This window comes from Marinobacter alexandrii, from assembly GCA_039984955.1.
Classification (GTDB): Bacteria; Bacteroidota; Bacteroidia; order Cytophagales; family Cyclobacteriaceae; genus Ekhidna.
The window spans coordinates 1359478-1379349 of record JBDWTN010000007.1; the positions used below are offsets into that span (position 1 = coordinate 1359478).

The window sequence follows — 19872 nt, forward strand, 5'->3', positions numbered from 1 at the left end:
TGAGTTGTTAAGTTATTAATGGAAATGGTTTTGAATATATTAATCGCAATTGGCACTTTCTTCTTTATGGAAGGAGTTGCCTGGTTTACTCATAAATACATTATGCATGGATTTTTATGGAGTTGGCATAAATCGCATCATAAAATCCATCCTTACGTATTAGAACTTAACGATCTATTTGCATTGGTATTCAGCCTTCCTTCCATAGCATGTATTTATATAGGTTATGGAAGTTCTGAGCTGGATTGGGTAATGTTCATAGGAATCGGAATACTTGGGTATGGAGTCTTCTATTTTATATTCCATGACATTATAGTGCACAGGCGCATAAAAATCCCTTTCAGGGCTAAGAGTAAGTACATGAAACGAATTATGCGCGCTCACTATGTCCATCACGAAAAACATACAAAAGAGGAAGCTGAAGCTTTCGGTTTCTTGTATGCACCAAAGAAATACGAGAAATAACGTCATTGCATTATCATTTGATAATTTTATCATTACATTTGGTGATCATTAAGAATCAGCTTGTTAAACAAACCAAAAAAAGCGAGCTAAATGGCAGATCAGAAAAAAGAAGAAGCTTGGGGACCTATTGAAGGATTCTCTAACTATGAAATTTCCAACAGGGGAAAGATTAGGAGTAAAAGCAGAAAAGTATGGCACAAAGGAAGCAAGACACACATGAAGTTGCGTGGAAAATTAATGCGTCAACGTTGGAATAAAATTTGCAAATGCTACTTTCTTGACCTAATTGATGACAAGGGTAAACGAAGAACTGTATACCCTCACAAAGAAACAGCCAAAGTATTTGTGAAAAATAAGAATCAAGAGAGAAAAATGATTATTCATACGGATAACAATCCCAGGAATAATTACTTCGAAAACTTAGAATGGATGACTCCTTCTGAACATATGAAGTGGCAATTTGAAGTGGGTAACAAGAACAACTTCAAAGTTTGGAAGACTAGGAAGAAAAGGTATAAGAATGGTTTTAAACCAGATACAGTACTACCTGGAAGACCTAAGAAAAGCAACCAAGAAAAGGCATAATTCTTTATGCAAAAGCAAAGGGGTTCATAGTGAACCCCTTTTTTAATATTCTAACTAACCTAAGTCGGTTACGCAATACTCTATCTGTCCACCTATATATATAGTAGATGAATGAGTGCTATTTCGGAAGTAAATGGAATTATTCAGCAGATGGTTCTACGCTAACGTAGGATCTGTCTTTTTTCCCTTTATGGAATTTTACAACACCATCGGATAAAGCAAATATTGTATGATCTTTTCCAAGACCCACATTTTCTCCTGGATGATGCTTAGTGCCTCTTTGACGAACAATGATATTTCCGGCTATTGCCTTCTGTCCACCAAAGATTTTCACCCCGAGTCTTTTACTTTCTGACTCTCTTCCATTTCTCGAACTACCTACACCTTTCTTGTGTGCCATGAGATTTTATCCTTTAATGTCTTCGATCAAAATTTTAGAAAATTGTTGACGGTGACCGTTTTTCACACGGTACCCTTTTCTTCTCTTCTTTTTGAACACGATCACTTTATCATCTTTCACATGCTCAAGAATCTTAGCAGAAACTTTGGCTCCTTTCACAGTAGGTGCTCCTACCTTCACTTTACCATCATTATCTACTAGTAGTACTTTATCAAAGTCTACTTTGGCACCTTCCTTACCTTCCATTAATGGAGCGTAAAGAAATTTGTCTTTTTCTGCTTTATATTGCTTCCCAGCAATGTCTACTATCGCGTACATTTTATCTTCTTTTGAAAAAAGGATTGCAAAGATATCATTTCGAGATGAATATCCAAATAGTAAGTGTGGATAAAAAGGTGATAAAATATTTTTTATTTTTTTTTCACTTTTTTTCACCCCCATTATAGCGTGCTTTCCTCAAAGTTACGGTTACAAAATCAGCTGTTAATTAACTAAAATACAACTCGTTATCATCTTTTGATAATATCCAAATCACACCTTCCGCACCCGTAATAACTGCTTGGAATTCCGACGCTTTTTGAACAAATTTGTAGAGCAAGCCGCCGAGAAAAATAAACCACTCTTAGGGCTGTATCCCTGGACTTAAAAAGTTTTAAAAATGCACACTCATATCGTGAGCATAGGGATGTTTTATTGTTTATATAAATAGATTAAAACTATTTGAAACAGAAATTATGAGCGAAGTAGCAGCACGTGTTGAAGAACCCATCCTTAAGGAGAACAAAGATCGATTTGTTCTTTTCCCGATACAGCATAATGATATCTGGGAGTTCTATAAGAAAGCTGAAGCAAGTTTTTGGACTGCAGAAGAGATCGATCTCAGTCAAGACCTGAAAGATTGGAGCGATACAATGAATGATGAAGAAAAACATTTCATCAAACATGTACTTGCTTTTTTTGCTGCAAGTGATGGGATTGTTAATGAAAATCTTGCTGAAAATTTTGTTTCCGAAGTTCAGTATACTGAAGCTAAATTTTTCTACGGATTCCAGATCGCAGTAGAAAATATTCATTCAGAAACTTACTCCTTATTAATAGATACCTATGTAAAAGACACGAAGGAGAAAGACTACTTATTCAACGCAATCGAAACAATGGATTGTGTAAAGAAAAAAGCCAACTGGGCATTACGCTGGATTGATGAAGGATCTTTTGCAGAAAGATTAGTTGCTTTTGCCGCTGTAGAAGGTATTTTCTTTTCTGGAAGTTTTTGTAGCATTTTCTGGTTAAAGAAAAGAGGCCTAATGCCAGGCTTATCCTTCTCTAATGAGCTTATTTCTAGAGATGAAGGACTTCATTGTGATTTTGCCTGTTTACTATATAACAGTCACATTAAAAATCAGCTACCCACAGAGACCGTTCAAGAAATTATAAAAGATGCAGTAAACATCGAAAAAGAATTTGTTACAGATGCACTTCCTGTAAAATTAATAGGCATGAACTCTGACCTGATGTGCCAGTACATAGAGTTTGTTGCAGATAGATTATTAAATGAACTAGGATGTGAGAAAGTATATAACTCAACCAACCCCTTTGATTTTATGGAGATGATTTCCCTACAAGGAAAAACAAATTTCTTTGAGAAACGAGTTGGAGAATATCAGAAAGCCGGAGTAATGGATGGGGATAGTGGAAAATCCAAATTCTCATTAGATGAAGACTTTTAAAAAAATTATGTGTAATCACCTTATCGCGTTAGCCCAATGTTAGTAGTAAAAAGAGACGGAAGAAGAGAATCTGTAAAGTTTGACAAAATCACAGCTCGAATAGAGAAACTGTGCTATAGTTTAAACGGAGACTATGTAAAACCTGTAGAAATTGCTAAAAAAGTAATTGATGGATTGTATGATGGAGTTTCAACCATCGAATTAGACAATCTAGCAGCTGAAACAGCCGCTACGATGACCACACGTCATCCTGATTTCGCAAAGCTTGCTGCTCGTATTTCAATTTCAAATCTTCATAAGGTTACCGAAACTTCATTCTCAAATACCATGAAGAGAATGTATGAGTATATCAATCCCAAAACAGGTGCGAATGCTGCTCTTTTGTCTACTGAGGTATACGGCATCATACGAACAAACGCTAAAAAGTTAGATGATGCAATAGATTATGGCAGGGATTATAATTACGATTACTTCGGCTATAAAACATTAGAGCGATCATATCTAATGAAGCTTGATGGGAAAATCGTAGAACGACCTCAACACATGCTCATGAGAGTTTCTGTGGGTATCCATGGAGAAGATATTGATTCTGCCATTCAGACTTATAATTTAATGTCTGAAAAGTGGTTTACTCATGCTACCCCTACTCTATTTAATGCAGGAACACCAAAACCTCAACTGTCCTCTTGCTTCCTTCTTTCGATGCAGGATGATAGCATTGATGGTATTTATGATACACTTAAGCAGTGTGCTAAGATTTCACAATCTGCTGGCGGTATCGGACTTAGCATTCATAATGTAAGATCAACAGGTGCTTACATTAAAGGAACAAACGGTACTTCTAACGGAATTGTGCCGATGTTGCGAAACTTTGACATGACCGCACGATACGTAGATCAAGGTGGTGGAAAAAGAAAAGGAAGCTTTGCTATCTATCTAGAACCATGGCATGCAGACATTTTCGATTTCCTTGATTTAAGGAAAAATCACGGTAAAGAAGAGATGAGAGCCAGAGACCTTTTCTATGCTCTTTGGATTCCTGATCTTTTCATGAAACGAGTAGAAGATAATGGTGATTGGACAATCATGTCACCAGACGAATGCCCAGGACTTTATGAAGCTTATGGAGATGAGTTTGAAGCACTCTATGAAAAGTATGAGCGTGAAGGAAAAGGAAGAAAAACGATAAAAGCACAAGATTTATGGTTTGAAATTCTTGAATCTCAAATTGAGACCGGCACCCCTTATATGTTGTATAAAGATGCAGCAAACAAAAAGTCCAATCAGAAAAACTTAGGTACAATACGATCAAGTAATCTTTGTACTGAGATCATGGAGTATACTTCAAAAGATGAAGTTGCTGTATGTAACCTGGCTTCTATTGCTCTTTCGAGATTCGTAATCGACGGAAAATTCGATCATCAGAAACTGTATGATATCACTAAAGTGGTAACACGTAACCTCAACAAGGTTATCGATGTGAACTATTATCCTGTACCTGAAGCAAGATATTCTAATATGAAGCACCGACCAATTGGCATTGGTGTACAAGGTCTTGCAGATACTTTCTTGCTACTTAAGATGGCATTTGAGTCTGAAGAAGCTCAGAAATTGAATAGAGAAATTTTTGAGACTATCTATTTCTCAGCGATGGAAACATCTATGGAAATAGCAGAAGTAGAAGGAGCATATGAAACTTTCAAAGGTTCTCCAGTATCTAAAGGAGTATTCCAATTTGATATGTGGGGTGTTACGCCTGATTCTGGAAGATGGGATTGGACAGACCTAAAACAAAAAGTAAAGAAAAATGGCGTAAGAAACTCACTACTTCTTGCACCAATGCCTACCGCATCTACTTCACAGATTCTTGGAAACAACGAGTGCTTTGAGCCTTATACTTCTAATCTATATCTAAGAAGAGTGCTTTCAGGTGAATTCATTGTGGCTAATAAACATCTAATGAGTGAGCTTATTGATCTTGGCTTATGGGATGAGCGAATGATGAATCGCATCAAAGCTGAGAATGGATCTATTCAGAATATCGCTGAGATTCCAGATGATATCAAAGAGAGATATAAAACAGTATGGGAGATTTCTCAGAAAGCCATCATTGATATGTCTGCCGATAGAGGAGCATATATCTGTCAAAGCCAGAGCTTGAACATTCATCTGCAAGATGCGAACTTCGGTAAAATGACTTCTATGCACTTCTATGCTTGGAAGAAGGGCTTGAAAACAGGCATGTATTACCTGAGAACTAAAGCAGCTACAGATGCAATCAAGTTTACGGTTTCAAAAGAAAAACAAGAACAGCCAAAGGAGGCGGTAGCGACCGTAATACAAGGACAACAACAGGTCGCAACAACTCAGGAACAACTTGATCAACAAGCAGCAATGCAATGTTCATTAGATGATCCGGAAGGATGCGAGATGTGCGGCTCTTAAGATAAATAAGTGTAATTCTAACTATAGAAGCCCTGCTCATTTGAGTGGGGCTTCTTTGTTTAAAACAATATAATATGTGATAATCATGTTAATTTTATTATTAAATCATATATAACTCATGAAAACACTTATCACCATAATTGCCGCATTCATTTCCTTAACCAGCAATGCTCAATGTTCTGACTCGTTCTTTCCCTTTGAAAAGGATAAAACACTTGAGTATACCGAATTTAACCAAGCAAAAGAATCTCAGGGGACTATTTCTCATCAAGTCACGAGTTCCTCGGAATCACTAGCTATGGTTAAGACCACCGCTTTTAGTAAAAGTGGTAAAGAATTGGAAAAAGACACCTATGCTATCTCATGCGACAAAGGAGATATCCAGATAGATGTCAATCAATATATTCCTTCACGGATTTGGAAAAAATTCAAAGAAAAGAAAAAAGAGATTGAAGGAAATTTTATCGTGATACCAAAAATCCTGGAAGTGAATCAAAAACTTCCAGAAGGTAATGTTACAATGACGATGGAAGGGCGACCAAGAATAGAATGGAAAGTGAAGGTCTATATAAAAGATAGACAAGTGAAAGGCAAAGAAGAACTTACGACTCCTGCAGGAACATTTGAAACATTTGTAATAGAAGAATCTATTGATATCGGTATTGATTTGAGCTCTTTAAAAGAATACAGCTCCTTCTACCAAATCACTTGGTATTCAAAAAACAACGGGATTATCAAAAAAGAAAGGTATGGAAGAAAAGAAGGGCCTCTATTGGGTTACTCTCTTTTGACTAAATCAGAGTAATCACTAATCAATATTTAAATATCACCCCAGCCCTGTGATAATAAGTAGGACTTTTGCATACTTCAAAAAATCCCATTTTAACTTTATATATTTATGTAAATTACCGCCACTAGAAATCACACTAATTATGAAAAAGCTATTCTTCTTTGCACTCATTTTTTTTTCAATCGGCGCATATAGTCAATGTAATGACTCCTTCTTCCCTTTCAATGAAGGAGTGAGCTTTGAACAGACTGCCTATGACAAGAAAGGGAAAGAACAGGGGAAAACAATAAGCTCTATTCTTAAAGTAGATGGATCTTCAGCTACCGTCAAAAACGTATTCTTTGATAAAAAAGACAAAGAAGTAGCAGATGGAGACTACACTATCATCTGTGAGGGTGATATGATTAAGATAGATTTTAATAATTTCATTCCGGATGAAATGCTGAGTCAGTATGGAGATGCTGAGGTAGCTGTAGAAGGAGACTTTATCACTGTTCCAAATGATCTTCAACAAGGTCAAACTCTGCCGGACGGGTCAGGAGTAGTAACCATAAAAATGTCAGGTGCAGCTGCTATGAATATTAAAATGAATATCACTATCACCGACAGAACAGTTGAAAAAGCTGAAACTTTAACCACGTCAGCAGGATCTTATGAAACATTCAAAATTATACAGAAGACCATTGTGAAAATGAATATAATGGGCATGAACAAAACAACTGAATCTTCTTCTGCATCGTGGTTTGCAAAAGAGGTCGGAATGGTTAAAAATGAAAGCTACAATAAGAAAGGGGATCTGGTAGGCTACACTCTTCTAACTTCATTCAATAAAAACTAGCTCACATCTTTCATAATATCTCCTATAACTTCAGGGTTCAGTAAAGTTGAGGTATCGCCAAGGTTAGCAGTATCCTTACTTGCTATCTTTCTCAAGATTCTTCGCATGATTTTCCCCGAACGAGTCTTCGGTAACCCTGAAACTAACTGAATCTGATCTGGCTTGGCAATTGGCCCAATAACCTTATTTACGGTATCTCGAATCTCTCCCTCAATTCCTTGCTCCTCCGCTATGACAAAAGCATAAATCCCCTGCCCCTTTATATCATGAGGAAAACCAACTACTGCAGATTCTACAACCTTTGGATGTTCGTTAATAGCATTTTCAACTTCTGCCGTACCCATTCGGTGACCTGAAACATTAATTACGTCATCCACACGCCCTAGTATTCTTAAATAACCATCATGATCTCTCTTCGCTCCATCTCCTGTAAAATAAAGGTTCTCATACGCTGAAAAATAAGTCTGAAAGCACCGTTCATGATCTCCATAAGTCGTTCTCAGCATCGATGGCCAAGGAAATCTTATGCATAGGTTCCCTTCCACATTCTTATCCTCTAACTCATTCCCCTCTGCGTCCACAATTACCGGTTGGATTCCGGGCAATGGTAATGAAGCATGAGCTGGCTTAGTAGGTGTAATTCCCGCAAGAGCTGAAATCATAATACCACCAGTTTCTGTTTGCCACCAAGTATCCACCAAAGGGGACTTTCCTTTGCCAATTTGCTCGTGATACCAATGCCATGCTTCTTCATTTATTGGCTCTCCTACTGACCCAATCACTCGCAAAGATTCCAGTTTATGTTTCAGAACTGGTTCTAATCCATGCGCTTGAAGTGACCTAATGGCTGTAGGTGCAGTATAAAATTGATTCACTTTATGTTTATCACACACTTCCCAAAACCGCCCTGCATCCGGATATGTAGGAACTCCTTCAAACATCACAGTCGTAGCTCCTGCTAGCAAAGGACCATATATAATGTAGGAATGTCCTGTAATCCATCCTACATCAGCAGTACACCAATAAATATCTCCTGGCTTATACTGAAATACATTTAAGAAAGAATAATAGGTGTAAACCATGTATCCACCACACGTATGAACCACCCCCTTTGGCTTACCGGTAGATCCTGAAGTATATAAAATGAAAAGCAAATCTTCCGAATCCATCTCCTCGGCTTCATTTTGATCAGACATACCTTGAATAGCATCATGCCACCAAATATCACGGCCAGCTTTCATATACACTTCAGCATTCGTCCGCTGGAAAACGATCATTTTCTGAACACAACTACACTTTTCAAGTGCTTCATCTACAACACTCTTGACATCTATTATTTTCGCCCCTCTGTAGTTTCCATCTGCTGTCAATACCATCTTAGCTCCACAATCATTAATCCTATCAGCAAGAGCGTTCGAGGAGAACCCTGCAAAAACAACCGAATGAATTGCTCCTATTCTAGCACAAGCCAGCATTGCGATAGCAGCTTCTGGGACCATCGGCATATAAATAATTACTCGGTCTCCTTTATCAATACCATTTTCAATCATTGCATTAGAAAACTGACAAACCTTCCTGTGTAGCTCTTTATAAGTAATTGATTGACAATCCTCATTTGGTTCGTTAGACTCCCATAATATAGCCACTTCATCACCTCTATCTTCTAAGTGCCTGTCTAATAAGTTTTCCGTAATATTTAATTTCCCATTGATGAACCATTTTATATCTGGTCTTTTAAAATCCCATTCCACTATTTTGTCCCATCTCTTTCTCCAGAGAAATGAATCAGCTATTTCTGACCAAAAAAATTCTGGATTCTCAATGCTCTGATCATACGTTTTAGTGTATTCACTCAGTGTAGAAATTCGGTGACTAGCCGTGAAATCTTTCATACGATAAATCTAACAAATGCACATCTTTGCACCGCATCATTGAACTAGTGTTATTCATATATAGACATCATAAATTTCAATGTGCGAAAAGCTTTTTCTTTTCAAAAGAAAACTCCTATCTTTGCCGTCCTAAATTTTGGAATACAGAAAAGCGTTATGGCAAACCATAAATCAGCACTTAAAAGAATCAGAAGTAACGAATCGAAAAGACTGAGAAATAGATATCAGCATAAAACGACCCGTACGTTCATAAAAAGACTTAAAGAAACAACTGACAAAAAAGCTGGTGAAGAGCTTTTGACTCAAGTAATTTCTATGGTAGATAGATTATCTAAGAAAAACATCATCCACAAAAACAAAGCAGGTCATCTTAAGTCACAGTTGACTAAGCATGTAGCCGGTCTTTAGGCCTAATTAAAGAAATTTTTTTTACCCTGTGTAAGCAATTACGCAGGGTTTTTTATTTTACATAGTCAATGAAAGACAACCGTTTGACTATAAAGAGTTGGGCAGAAGAAGATAGACCTAGAGAAAAGCTACTACTTAAAGGCAAATCAGCTCTTTCTGAAGCAGAACTCATCGCTATTCTCATTGGATCTGGAAATAAAGACCAAACAGCTGTTGAACTCGCACAACATATTTTAAATCAGTGCGAGAACAATCTATCTTCCTTAGCTCGCTTATCTGTTAAAGATTTACAGAAATTTAAAGGAATAGGAGGAGCAAAAGCCATATCCATAGTTGCAGCGTTAGAAGTAGGAAGAAGAAGAAAAGAAGTAGAGCCCTCCAAGCGAGTCAAGATCAAAGCCTCCAAAGATGCCTATAACCTGCTTAAAGGAGATTTAATGGATCTCAATCACGAAGAGTTCTGGTTGATATTATTAAAGCGGAACAATGAAGTCATTAAAAAGGAAATGATAAGTCGTGGTGGTGTATCTGGAACGGTCGTAGATGCTAAAATTATTTTCAAACGCGCTCTAGAAGAGACCGCAAGCGGAATCATTCTAGCTCATAACCATCCAAGTGGAAACCTCAAAGCAAGTACAGAAGATATCAATTTAACAAATCGATTAAAACAAGCAGGAAATTCATTAGACATTACAGTATTAGACCATCTTATTCTTACAAATGAGGGGTTCTTTAGTTTCGCGGATGAAGGTCAATTATAAGTCCATTGGTTTTTAAATTTGTGCAATGCGAAAAATCTGGATACTTATTATTCCTGTGGTGTTTATCATTTTCTTTCTAACTCAATCTGGTGGATCATCAGAAGAGTATGTCAAAGAAATAGACCAGTATTGGGAAGATAAGCACAACTTCTATAGAACTTCTCAGGCAAGCCCTTTCGTTGAAAAGGGAGTGGCGTATAAGGAGGTTCAGTACTTCGACCCAAACCCTGACTATAAAATAATAGGTGAGCTTGAGCGATTGAGTAAGCGAGAAACACTTGTACTGGGAAATAGTGATGGTACCACAACGACCTACCTAAAATTTGCAAATATTCATTTCAAGTTTAAAGGCCAAAAACATTCCTTGCTACTTCTGAAGGCTCTTGGGTTTGGCAATCAGTACCTTCTTGCTTTTGGGGATGGAACAAGTGGAGTACTTACGTATGGAGGTGGAAAATATCTGGATGTTTCAGTAGGTAAATCAGATCAAATTGAATTGGATTTCAATAAATCTTACAATCCCTATTGTGCCTACTTCGACGATTTCACGTGTCCACTACCACCGATTGAAAATCTATTAGATATTCGAATTGAAGCTGGTGAAAAATATGTAGAATAATTTTTAGTGCTATCTCAGTAGATAAAAAAGTTATATGAAAAATTATTTTTTATTAATTGAACGTTATATTTAATAACAGCTAAAATTTAAAAACTATGAAAAATCTCACTATTGCATTTTTCAGTATAATATTATTATCATTTTGCTCCTGTCAAGAGCAAGATTCAAAAGAACCTATTGTTTTAGATTTATCAGGTCTCGATTTATCTGGAATGAATTTAAAGTCCCTGTTGATGAAACCGAGAAATTAAAATTCTATCAAGAAGTGCTTAGTGAATTAAGGGGAGCAATCAAGGAAGATGATGAAATCGACTATTTCACGTTTTCCATTTTCGGTTCAAAATAATGAACAAGCCATTCTAAAGGATATCAACCCAGGAAAATTTGACATTAGAGCTTCAGATCCTGATCCTTTTGGTAGGTGTCCGGATGGATGGGATTTGGTAGGAATTGGAACAAGTCCAGAAGAAGTGGAAAGTTTAGTTGCCCAAGGCTTTGATGATGTTGTAGGACTTGGAACCTGTGCACAGGTCCAAGTTGACGTTGGTCTTTTTGGAGTTTCTGTTTGTAGTAGAGACTGCTAACTAAAATTATGCATTTAGTTAAGTAACCTGTCACGATCAAAGACAGTGATTTAAAGAGATTGAAATTAAAGGGATTCATTGAAGAATCCTTTTTTTATGATTCTATCAAAGCTTGTAGACTAACTTATTAAAGCATAAACACTCACACATTTATATTTATATCCAAACCATTAAAAAAGAAGAAGACTGTTTAAAAAACATTCAGTATAGTTAGGTTGGCTAATAAATGTTTTCAGGGGAAATCTATCCATACTTGTTAAGACATCATGAATCTGATCAATTTCTACTACATCTTTCTCCTTTTTGGAATTAGTCAGGGTCTTTTTCTTGCACTTGCGATCCCTTTCTCTAAGAATACAAATAATCCAGCCAACAAAGTATTGGCAATAATTATTCTGCTTGCTACAATTATGCTTGCTGGTAGAATATTATATTCTGCACTCAATGATGAATGGGTGATCCGTCTTGCAGGATTGGTTGACACAACGCTTTTCCTTTTCGGCCCATTGATCTATCTCTACATCATTAAGCTTAGCAAGGGAAATTTCATATTTTCCAAATCTCATTACATTCCTGCTTTATTACATCTTATTTATGTGGGAGCTACATTTAGTTTTAGTTTATCCGAATTAAATCAATTCTATTTCAATGGCCCTTTGCGCCTGATCATTGCATCTATTGAGGGGCTTGGTCTTGTTTCACTATGCACTTATATAGTTCTTTCATTTTTTCATTTAAGAAAAACCACTTCATCCAAGCTTTTTTTTGGATCAAAAAATTCACTAACGACTAAACGATACCTATTCCGTTTTCTAGGAATATTTTCTGTATTGGCAACTATTTGGTTGTTAAGTTTTACTCTATCTATTTCAGGAATCAATTTATCTTTCATTAGTTACGACATCTTCTGGATGATTACCCCTGTCATCTTTTATATAGTTGGGTACTTTAGTTTAAGTAGTCCTGAAATTTTGAGGGACTCATTAAAAAAATCCATAGCAAACCGCAAACGGCTAAACCCAAACGAAATACAAGAACTAAGAAGTAAACTCAAATTCTTAATTGAAGAAGAACAGGTATACCTCAATTCAGACTTAACCCTAAAAGACCTCTCAGAACAATTAAACACATCTTCGAATAACCTGTCGTGGTACCTCAATCATGTCCATCAAAAGTCTTTTTATGATTTCATCAATCAAACTAGAATTAATGCTTTTAAAGAAAAAATTGAGAGGAAAGAGCATCAAAAGCACACATTGCTAGCACTGGCTATGGATGTCGGATTTAATTCAAAATCTACTTTTAATAAAGCATTTAAGTCGCTGATCGGCGATACGCCAAGCGATTATGTAAAGAACCATTCATAATTTCTCAAATAAGTACGACTGTACCCATTCAGTCGATCAATGTGACTTGACCCAATAAGTTAGAATCTCAATTTAAACATCAAAATTAAAAGAGATGAAAAATTCTAACATTCAATTTCTAGGCAAATGGCCTGTGTGTATAATCGCTTTAACTATCTCCTTCGCATGTTTATCATGCTCCGAAGACTCAGAACCAGAAATCGAAGAGGTTCCAGAAAAAGAGTTTGTCGAACAAACATTCACTGGTAGATACATCGGCGGATGGTGGTCTAATGCTTCAAATGGAAGTGTTTATAAAAACTATCCAGCCTCTGCTATCATTAAAGAAACAGAAGACGAGAATAAATGGGTCGGTGAGTTTTTCTATACCAGAACACATACGTCTTGTTGTAGCAGCAATCCGAATGACGGGACTATTAGTTTTACCCTAAAAGACGGTATAATATCAGATTTTAAGTATGCCGGAACAATTCCTGATTGCAGTAGTGATTTTAGAGGGGAGGGTAAGGTAGAAGACTCTGGAAAAATAATTATTAATCTCACTGCTGGACGTGATTGTGAAGGTGATCACACCAATGCGCGTATCGAGCTCTCTAAGTAAATCAACAATTCTTCTTATTGTCCTTGACACTTATGTGTTGAGGACTTTTATTTTCAACTTAATCACAAGTTCTTCAAGCCTGCTCAGCAGATTCTTTATTTTTGCTTACTTAATTCAGAGATAGAGTAGCGCATGAAGATTTCGTACAATTGGCTTAAAGAATTCATCGATTTCAAAGAAAGCCCAGAACAACTTGGAGATATTCTTACCCAAACAGGGTTAGAAGTTGAGGGTATTGAAAAAGTAGAGAAAATTCCCGGAGGACTTGAAGGAATTGTGGTAGGCGAAGTATTAGAATGCGCGCAACATCCCAATGCAGACAAACTCAAGGTAACCAAAGTTGATATTGGAACAGCAGAACCTTCTGATATTGTTTGCGGAGCTCCTAATGTGTCTAGTGGACAAAAAGTTTTAGTCGCAACAATTAATTCCACCATCCATCCGACTCAAGGCGACTCTTTCAAAATCAAGAAAGCTAAAATTAGAGGTGAAGTCTCCGAAGGAATGATCTGTGCAGAAGATGAAGTAGGTCTTGGCACAAGCCATGACGGCATTATGATTCTAGATACAGACAAACCGAACGGAACTCCCGCTATTGAACTTTTTGAGACCGGAGAAGATCATATTTTCGAAATTGGACTTACACCTAATCGTGGAGATGCGACTTCACATATGGGAGCTGCTCGCGATTTAAAAGCCCACTTTCAAAAAGAACTTAGGGTGCCTAAGCCAAACTCATTTGATATTAAGCCAGATAGACCTATCGAGGTGAAAGTGGAAAATAGCGAAAGGTGTCCTAGATTTTCTGGTATTACCATCAGAGGATTACAAGTCAAAGACTCTCCTGGTTGGCTACAGTGGAAGCTGAGATCTCTTGGTCTTGAACCAATCAATAACATAGTTGATATTACCAACTATGTTCTACATGCTATTGGTCAACCCATGCATGCATATGACGCTTCTCTTATAAAAAGAGATAAAATAATCGTCAAAACCCTCAAGGAGAAAACGCCATTCACAACACTTGAAGGTAAAGAAAGGAAGCTCACCAATGAAGACTTAATGGTTTGCAATGGCGAGGAAGAAGGCATGTGTATGGCTGGTGTTTTAGGTGGCTTAAAATCTGGAGTAACTGAAAGTACAACGGACATTTTTCTGGAAAGCGCTTACTGGGAAGCTGACGGAATCAGGTCTACAGCTCAAAGGCATACAATTTCTACTGATGCTTCCTTTAGATATGAAAGAGGCGCTGATCCAGAAATGACAATTCCAGCAATTGAGCTGGCTACTTCGCTAATTCTTGAAATAGCTGGAGGATATGTAGCCTCTGATATTGTAGACATCTATCCAAATCCCATTTTAGAAAAAGAAATTGAGATTACTTTTCAAAACTTTCATTGGTTGATTGGGAAGGAATTAGATCATAATCTGATCATAGAAACTCTGAACTGGTTGGATATCAGAACAGAAAGTATTTCTAAGTCGAGCTTCAGGGCAATAGTACCAGCTTACAGAAGTGATGTTACTCGTCCTGCCGATTTAGTAGAAGAGGTTCTTAGAATTTACGGATTCAATGAAGTGGAGCTGGATGAAGAGTTTTCAGCAGATTATTTGGCTGAATTCAATGAATTTGAACCTTACAGAGTTCAAGAAGACATCTCCCGTTTTCTCTCTGGTCGTGGTTACTCGGAGATTCTTACGAACTCTTTGACCAACCCTAAGTATCATGAAAAATTTCCACTTGGTGGCGAGCCAGTGAAGATGCTCAATCCTTCTAGCGAAGAGTTAATGATCATGAAGACCTCTCCTGTTTATACAGCATTAGAGTCTGTCGCCTATAATATCAACCGTAGAAATCCGAATTTGAAATTTTTCGAGTTTGGACGGTCCTACAAAAAAGAAAATGCTAAATACGTAGAAGACGAATGGTTGTCATTCTATCTTACTGGTAATACTACTGAAGAGAATTGGTTAGATCAATCTCGTAAAAGTTCATTTCACGATTTAAGCACTTCAGTTATGGGGATGTTAAAATATGCTGGAATCCGGAAAACAGAGATTATACCTTCAGAAAAAGACTCACTTTATGAATACGGTGTGGTAATTAAGAAAGAAGGAAGAATGCTTGGGATTCTTGGTAAGCTAAAAAAAGAATTACTTTCAATCTACGGAATCAAACAAGAAGTCTTTCACTCTCAATTAAGTTGGAATTCTATCTTAAAACTCTATAAGTCTGATATCGCATACGAACCAATTCCGAAATACCCAGAAGTAAAAAGAGATCTTTCGTTAGTATTAGATAAAAAAATCTCATATTCGGATATTCAACAACTTGCTTTTAAACAAGAAAAGAAATTATTGAACAGAATGGACCTTTTCAGTATCTATGAGGGCGATAAAATAGAAAAAGGAAAAAAAGCTTACGCAATTAGTTTTTTTCTTCAAGATAAATTCAAAACTTTAACAGATAAACAGATCGATAAAAGTATGAACAGTCTGATGAACTTGTATGAAAAAGAGTTCGGAGCGGTTATACGAAAATAAGAATGCCTAGCGAAAAACTATATCGTGAATTTCAAAACCTGGAGAGAAAGGTTCAACTTATCCTTAGTGAAAATAAACGCTTAAAGGACGAATTGAATGATACTAGAACAGAAAATGGCATGCTGAAAGATAAGATGAAGAGCCAAGAGGCAAATCTTAATACCTTTCAGGATCAAGTGAAAATAAATAAACTAGTTAATAACACGGTAGTCAGTGAAGGAGATTCAGCACAGCTGAAAGAAGCGATAGATAGCTACGTCAAGGAGATAGATAAATGTATTGCCCATTTGGCAGAATAAATAAATTAACCGAATGGCAGAACTATCCATAAAAATCAGAATTGGGAATCGGGAATATCCCATGAGAGTAAAGGCAGAGGACGAAGAGAGAATTAGAAGAGCCGGAAAATTATTAAACGAGAAAATAAAAAACTACCAAAACCAGTTCGGTATAGACGACACGCAGGATTTGTCGGCCATGGTAGCTTTTGATTGTCTTGTAGAGAAACTAAAACGAGAGGAATCATCAGAAGCATCTGATGATTTTGCACTTGGAGAGATTTCGAAACTAAACCAACTCATCACAGACTCTATCTGATATATAACTTGATTTAGCTGACCTGACTGTCCTGTTATTTGAATAATCAAATATACGCACATGGACACCACGACAATAATTATAATAGGATCTATCATATCCTTAGCAATAGGATTTTTAGTTGGTAGAGCACTACAAGGCAAAGGAGCCAGTAAAAAAATTAAAGAAGCTGAAGAGCAAAGTAAGCTTATCCTTAAAGAGGCCGAAGTATCAGCGGAAAACATCAAGAAAGATAAAATTCTCGAAGCAAAAGAGAATTTTCTTAAAAAGAAAAGTGAGTTTGAAGAAGAATCAAACCGCAAAAAAAATATCATCATCACTAATGAGCAAAAACTAAAACAGAAAGAAGCGAATCTTAATAAGCAGTTTGAACACGCGAAGCAAAAAGAAGATGAGGTAAATCAACTCAAAGAAACACTTTCAACGCAAATGGAAATTGCTCGTCAGCGCAAAGACGAGTTTGAGAAAATGCAAAAACAACAAGTCGCTATTTTGGAAAAAGCGGCTAACCTCCCAGCAGAAGAAGCTAAAGCTCAATTGATGGAAGCACTACAAGATGAAGCTCGTACTAGTGCATCTGCTCACATCAAAGAAATAGTGGAAGAGGCAAAAATGACTGCTACAAAAGAAGCTAAAAAGGTTGTTATTGAAGCAATACAACGAACTGCCACAGAACATGCCATTGAAAATACAGTATCAGTTTTCAATATAGAAAGCGATGACATCAAGGGGAAAATAATTGGCCGAGAGGGGAGAAACATTCGTGCCTTGGAAGCGGCCACAGGCGTTGAGATTATAGTAGACGATACACCCGAAGCAATCATCATTTCTGGGTTCGATCCTGTGAGAAGAGAGATTGCTAGATTATCACTTCATAGGTTAGTTCAGGATGGGAGAATTCACCCAGCAAGAATAGAGGAAATCGTAAATAAGACTTCTAAAAATATCGATGAAGAAATAGTCGAGATTGGAGAACGTACTGTGATCGATTTAGGAATCCATGGACTACACCCCGAATTGATTAAAATGATTGGGCGAATGAGGTTCAGGTCTTCATATGGCCAAAATCTATTGCAGCACTCAAGAGAAGTTGCGAATTTGTGTGCAACACTAGCATCGGAACTTGGACTTAACCCTAAGCTAGCTAAGCGAGCAGGCCTTCTTCATGATATCGGCAAAGTATGGCCAGAAGAACCTGAAAAACCTCATGCAATTATTGGAATGGAGCTTGCAAAAAAATATAAGGAGAACGGTGAAGTCTGTAATGCAATCGGCGCACATCATGATGAAATTGAAATGACTTCTATGATCTCGCCTATCGTTCAGGCATGTGATGCGATCTCTGGCTCTCGTCCAGGAGCAAGACGTGAAATCATGGAACAGTACTTGAAAAGGCTAAAAGATTTGGAAAGTATAGCGCATAACTTTGATGGTGTAAATAAATGCTATGCTATTCAAGCAGGTCGTGAACTACGAGTATTGGTTGATGCAGAAAATGTAGATGACAAGCAGGCCAGTGACTTATCATTTAATATCTCTCAAAAAATAGAGAAAGACATGCAGTATCCTGGACAAATAAAGGTAACCGTAATCAGAGAAACACGAGCTGTTGCGTTTGCGAAATAGTAAGTCAAAAAAATAAAAGACCTACCTTGATCAAACAAATTATATCATTATGAAAAAGCTACTTTTATCAATCTCCATGCTATCCATTTTATTCATTTCATCTTGTGGTGATGATGACAGTGACGATACACCTAGCATAGGATTAAGTGGCACCCTCAATTTCGATGGTCAATCTTACGCCATAGCAAATGGTTTTTTTTCTCTATCAATGGAGGATGGTAATGCCGAAGGAGCGTTTTTCTTTGCTGATGGCACTATTGAACCTACGAATACAGGTGTTTCTAGTAGTGATAGTCAAATCATCATTTCCGTAGTAGCTACTTCAAGAGGCACTGCGACATTGGAAAGTGGTGAGTATGCAACTAGCACAAATGTTCCAGACTTGTATGCCGATGTAGCAGTTACGATTTTGGATAATGGAAATCCAGTAGGCAGAGAAGCCATTACAGGTGGGTCTGTAAGCATTTCAGGATCACAAAACACCTACAATATAACATTCGATGTACCTTTTGGTCAAGGAGTTGAGCTTACTGGATCTGCAACGGGAACGTTCGAGAATCCATGAGGATATTGTTAAATAGAAAAAAACTATTTTTGCCCCATGAATAAAACAAGCTGGATAAACAAGAAGAAATCTGACAAGAAGTCTAAGCGACTCCTGTAGATATGGCTATTGATAAATATTCATTAAGAATTTTCAAAACCGGAGTTAGCGCTTCGGTTTTTTTGTTTAACCGTTTTACGAATTATTAGAATGAAAAATGCAAGCTTAACTCAGGCAGGACGTGAACTTAGTGTATAGGTAGAAGCTAAAATGTAGATCTTAAACATACCGGCGATCTATCCGTTAATATTTCACAAAAAAAATCGAAAAAAGTATGCATTCTCCCAAGTCAAATAAAAGTTGAATTAATAAGGTAGACCTGTGCAATGGCTTTTGCTATGTAGTAATCAATTAAATTTTAGATCATGAAAAAAACATTTTTACTGCTTTTAATTCTTTCGTTGCTGATTATTTCATCTTGTGGAGATGATGCCCCGGTACCAGATCCAAGTACCAATGAAGGCCTTAGTGGTACCCTAACCTATAATGGAAAGTCTTTCCGTATGAAGAGTGGTGTCTTTGCTAGCCAAGATGATGATGGAGATGCATTTGCTCAATTCTTTTTGGGTGATGGTACCGTAGAATTGATTGAGCCAAATACAGTCTCATTTAGTAACAATAAAATTGAAATAAGGATGACTGCAGTTTCGAAGGGTACTGCCAGTCTTGAGAATGGAGATTATGCCACAACTACCAACGATCCTGATCTATATGTTAATCTTACCGTAACCACTATTGAGGGATTTAATACTGATACACGAGAGGCCCTTGCAAATGGGACGGTATCCATCTCCGGATCAGGAAATACCTATAGCTTAACATTTGATGTACCATTTGAGGAAGGCGTTAAGCTTACTGGCACTGTGACAGGAACATATGAAAATCCATAAAGGATATAGAATAGAAAAATAACTATTTTTGAGCCATGAATAAATCAAGCTGGTCTAACAAGAAGAAATCTGACAAGAAGTCTAAACGACTCCAGTAGATCCGGCTATTGATAAATATTTATATAAAGA

The 19872-nt window shown here is 37.0% G+C and carries 21 protein-coding genes; 18 read left to right on the plus strand and 3 right to left on the minus strand.

Annotated elements, in window-relative coordinates; all coding sequences use genetic code 11:
- Positions 1-30 precede the first annotated feature (30 nt).
- Both ABJQ32_12275 and ABJQ32_12280 read left to right on the plus strand, forming a co-directional pair.
- Complete coding sequence (locus ABJQ32_12275) at positions 31-465, plus strand: beta-carotene hydroxylase (GenBank protein ID MEP5290419.1); 435 nt, start codon at positions 31-33, stop codon at positions 463-465.
- Positions 466-555: 90 nt separating this feature from the next.
- Positions 556-1050, plus strand: a complete 495-nt coding sequence (locus tag ABJQ32_12280; GenBank protein ID MEP5290420.1) for an NUMOD4 domain-containing protein — start codon at positions 556-558, stop codon at positions 1048-1050.
- Between the two features lie 139 nt (positions 1051-1189).
- Here the strand turns inward: ABJQ32_12280 and rpmA are convergent, their stop codons facing one another.
- Both rpmA and rplU read right to left on the minus strand, forming a co-directional pair.
- The gene (gene rpmA / locus ABJQ32_12285; GenBank protein ID MEP5290421.1) at positions 1190-1450 is read right to left on the minus strand and encodes a 50S ribosomal protein L27; all 261 of its coding nucleotides are present in this window, start codon (positions 1448-1450) and stop codon (positions 1190-1192) included.
- A 6-nt stretch (positions 1451-1456) separates the two neighbouring features.
- Positions 1457-1768 (minus strand): 50S ribosomal protein L21, encoded by a 312-nt coding sequence (rplU, locus tag ABJQ32_12290; protein ID MEP5290422.1) that lies wholly within the window; start codon positions 1766-1768, stop codon positions 1457-1459.
- Between the two features lie 416 nt (positions 1769-2184).
- Here rplU and ABJQ32_12295 point away from each other — a divergent pair, with 416 nt between their 5' ends.
- The 4 genes from ABJQ32_12295 to ABJQ32_12310 all read left to right on the plus strand — a co-directional run bounded on the left by ABJQ32_12295 (position 2185) and on the right by ABJQ32_12310 (position 7250).
- Complete coding sequence (locus ABJQ32_12295) at positions 2185-3177, plus strand: ribonucleoside-diphosphate reductase small subunit (protein ID MEP5290423.1); 993 nt, start codon at positions 2185-2187, stop codon at positions 3175-3177.
- 36 nt (positions 3178-3213) lie between these two features.
- Entirely contained in the window at positions 3214-5622 is a 2409-nt protein-coding gene (locus ABJQ32_12300) for a ribonucleoside-diphosphate reductase subunit alpha (protein ID MEP5290424.1), read from the plus strand.
- Between the two features lie 118 nt (positions 5623-5740).
- Positions 5741-6427 (plus strand): hypothetical protein, encoded by a 687-nt coding sequence (locus ABJQ32_12305; protein MEP5290425.1) that lies wholly within the window; start codon positions 5741-5743, stop codon positions 6425-6427.
- Between the two features lie 127 nt (positions 6428-6554).
- Positions 6555-7250 carry a hypothetical protein gene (locus ABJQ32_12310; GenBank protein MEP5290426.1) on the plus strand — a complete coding sequence of 232 codons (696 nt, stop codon included), beginning with the start codon at positions 6555-6557 and terminating at the stop codon, positions 7248-7250.
- On the opposite strand, the gene acs is transcribed toward ABJQ32_12310, so the two are convergent.
- Complete coding sequence (gene acs / locus ABJQ32_12315; GenBank protein ID MEP5290427.1) at positions 7247-9142, minus strand: acetate--CoA ligase; 1896 nt, start codon at positions 9140-9142, stop codon at positions 7247-7249. The genes ABJQ32_12310 and acs overlap by 4 nt on opposite strands.
- A 156-nt stretch (positions 9143-9298) precedes the next feature.
- Between acs and rpsT the strand changes: the two genes are divergently transcribed.
- The 12 genes from rpsT (at position 9299) to ABJQ32_12375 (ending at position 19743) form a co-directional block, all read left to right on the plus strand.
- Positions 9299-9550: a 30S ribosomal protein S20 gene (gene rpsT / locus ABJQ32_12320; protein MEP5290428.1), complete on the plus strand. Its 252-nt coding sequence runs from the start codon at positions 9299-9301 to the stop codon at positions 9548-9550.
- Positions 9551-9618: 68 nt separating this feature from the next.
- On the plus strand, positions 9619-10311 hold the full coding sequence (radC, locus tag ABJQ32_12325) for a DNA repair protein RadC (protein ID MEP5290429.1): 693 nt from the start codon (positions 9619-9621) through the stop codon (positions 10309-10311).
- 25 nt (positions 10312-10336) lie between these two features.
- Positions 10337-10930 (plus strand): DUF1684 domain-containing protein, encoded by a 594-nt coding sequence (locus tag ABJQ32_12330; GenBank protein MEP5290430.1) that lies wholly within the window; start codon positions 10337-10339, stop codon positions 10928-10930.
- A 299-nt stretch (positions 10931-11229) separates the two neighbouring features.
- A complete protein-coding gene (locus ABJQ32_12335; protein MEP5290431.1) occupies positions 11230-11514 on the plus strand; it encodes a hypothetical protein in 285 nt (94 codons plus the stop codon).
- 266 nt (positions 11515-11780) lie between these two features.
- Positions 11781-12881 (plus strand): helix-turn-helix domain-containing protein, encoded by a 1101-nt coding sequence (locus ABJQ32_12340; GenBank protein MEP5290432.1) that lies wholly within the window; start codon positions 11781-11783, stop codon positions 12879-12881.
- A gap of 94 nt (positions 12882-12975) precedes the next feature.
- Positions 12976-13482: a hypothetical protein gene (locus ABJQ32_12345; protein MEP5290433.1), complete on the plus strand. Its 507-nt coding sequence runs from the start codon at positions 12976-12978 to the stop codon at positions 13480-13482.
- A gap of 132 nt (positions 13483-13614) precedes the next feature.
- A complete protein-coding gene (gene pheT, locus ABJQ32_12350) occupies positions 13615-16026 on the plus strand; it encodes a phenylalanine--tRNA ligase subunit beta (protein MEP5290434.1) in 2412 nt (803 codons plus the stop codon).
- Positions 16027-16028: 2 nt separating this feature from the next.
- A complete protein-coding gene (locus ABJQ32_12355) occupies positions 16029-16325 on the plus strand; it encodes a hypothetical protein (protein MEP5290435.1) in 297 nt (98 codons plus the stop codon).
- 13 nt (positions 16326-16338) lie between these two features.
- On the plus strand, positions 16339-16623 hold the full coding sequence (locus tag ABJQ32_12360) for a cell division protein ZapA (GenBank protein MEP5290436.1): 285 nt from the start codon (positions 16339-16341) through the stop codon (positions 16621-16623).
- A 60-nt stretch (positions 16624-16683) separates the two neighbouring features.
- Positions 16684-18249: a ribonuclease Y gene (rny, locus tag ABJQ32_12365; GenBank protein ID MEP5290437.1), complete on the plus strand. Its 1566-nt coding sequence runs from the start codon at positions 16684-16686 to the stop codon at positions 18247-18249.
- Positions 18250-18298: 49 nt separating this feature from the next.
- Complete coding sequence (locus tag ABJQ32_12370) at positions 18299-18814, plus strand: hypothetical protein (protein ID MEP5290438.1); 516 nt, start codon at positions 18299-18301, stop codon at positions 18812-18814.
- Between the two features lie 404 nt (positions 18815-19218).
- The gene (locus ABJQ32_12375) at positions 19219-19743 is read left to right on the plus strand and encodes a hypothetical protein (protein ID MEP5290439.1); all 525 of its coding nucleotides are present in this window, start codon (positions 19219-19221) and stop codon (positions 19741-19743) included.
- Positions 19744-19872 lie beyond the last annotated feature (129 nt).

Coding starts and splice junctions, on each gene's coding strand:
- ABJQ32_12355 (MEP5290435.1), top strand. CDS start 16,029: ATGCCTAGCGAAAAACTATATCGTGAATTTCAAAACCTGGAGAGAAAG.
- ABJQ32_12370 (MEP5290438.1), top strand. CDS start 18,299: ATGAAAAAGCTACTTTTATCAATCTCCATGCTATCCATTTTATTCATT.
- ABJQ32_12330 (MEP5290430.1), top strand. CDS start 10,337: ATGCGAAAAATCTGGATACTTATTATTCCTGTGGTGTTTATCATTTTC.
- ABJQ32_12280 (MEP5290420.1), top strand. CDS start 556: ATGGCAGATCAGAAAAAAGAAGAAGCTTGGGGACCTATTGAAGGATTC.
- ABJQ32_12340 (MEP5290432.1), top strand. CDS start 11,781: ATGAATCTGATCAATTTCTACTACATCTTTCTCCTTTTTGGAATTAGT.
- radC (MEP5290429.1), top strand. CDS start 9,619: ATGAAAGACAACCGTTTGACTATAAAGAGTTGGGCAGAAGAAGATAGA.
- pheT (MEP5290434.1), top strand. CDS start 13,615: ATGAAGATTTCGTACAATTGGCTTAAAGAATTCATCGATTTCAAAGAA.
- ABJQ32_12375 (MEP5290439.1), top strand. CDS start 19,219: ATGAAAAAAACATTTTTACTGCTTTTAATTCTTTCGTTGCTGATTATT.
- rpsT (MEP5290428.1), top strand. CDS start 9,299: ATGGCAAACCATAAATCAGCACTTAAAAGAATCAGAAGTAACGAATCG.
- ABJQ32_12360 (MEP5290436.1), top strand. CDS start 16,339: ATGGCAGAACTATCCATAAAAATCAGAATTGGGAATCGGGAATATCCC.
- rny (MEP5290437.1), top strand. CDS start 16,684: ATGGACACCACGACAATAATTATAATAGGATCTATCATATCCTTAGCA.
- ABJQ32_12295 (MEP5290423.1), top strand. CDS start 2,185: ATGAGCGAAGTAGCAGCACGTGTTGAAGAACCCATCCTTAAGGAGAAC.
- ABJQ32_12335 (MEP5290431.1), top strand. CDS start 11,230: ATGATGAAATCGACTATTTCACGTTTTCCATTTTCGGTTCAAAATAAT.
- ABJQ32_12345 (MEP5290433.1), top strand. CDS start 12,976: ATGAAAAATTCTAACATTCAATTTCTAGGCAAATGGCCTGTGTGTATA.
- rpmA (MEP5290421.1), bottom strand. CDS start 1,450: ATGGCACACAAGAAAGGTGTAGGTAGTTCGAGAAATGGAAGAGAGTCA.
- acs (MEP5290427.1), bottom strand. CDS start 9,142: ATGAAAGATTTCACGGCTAGTCACCGAATTTCTACACTGAGTGAATAC.
- rplU (MEP5290422.1), bottom strand. CDS start 1,768: ATGTACGCGATAGTAGACATTGCTGGGAAGCAATATAAAGCAGAAAAA.
- ABJQ32_12300 (MEP5290424.1), top strand. CDS start 3,214: ATGTTAGTAGTAAAAAGAGACGGAAGAAGAGAATCTGTAAAGTTTGAC.
- ABJQ32_12310 (MEP5290426.1), top strand. CDS start 6,555: ATGAAAAAGCTATTCTTCTTTGCACTCATTTTTTTTTCAATCGGCGCA.
- ABJQ32_12305 (MEP5290425.1), top strand. CDS start 5,741: ATGAAAACACTTATCACCATAATTGCCGCATTCATTTCCTTAACCAGC.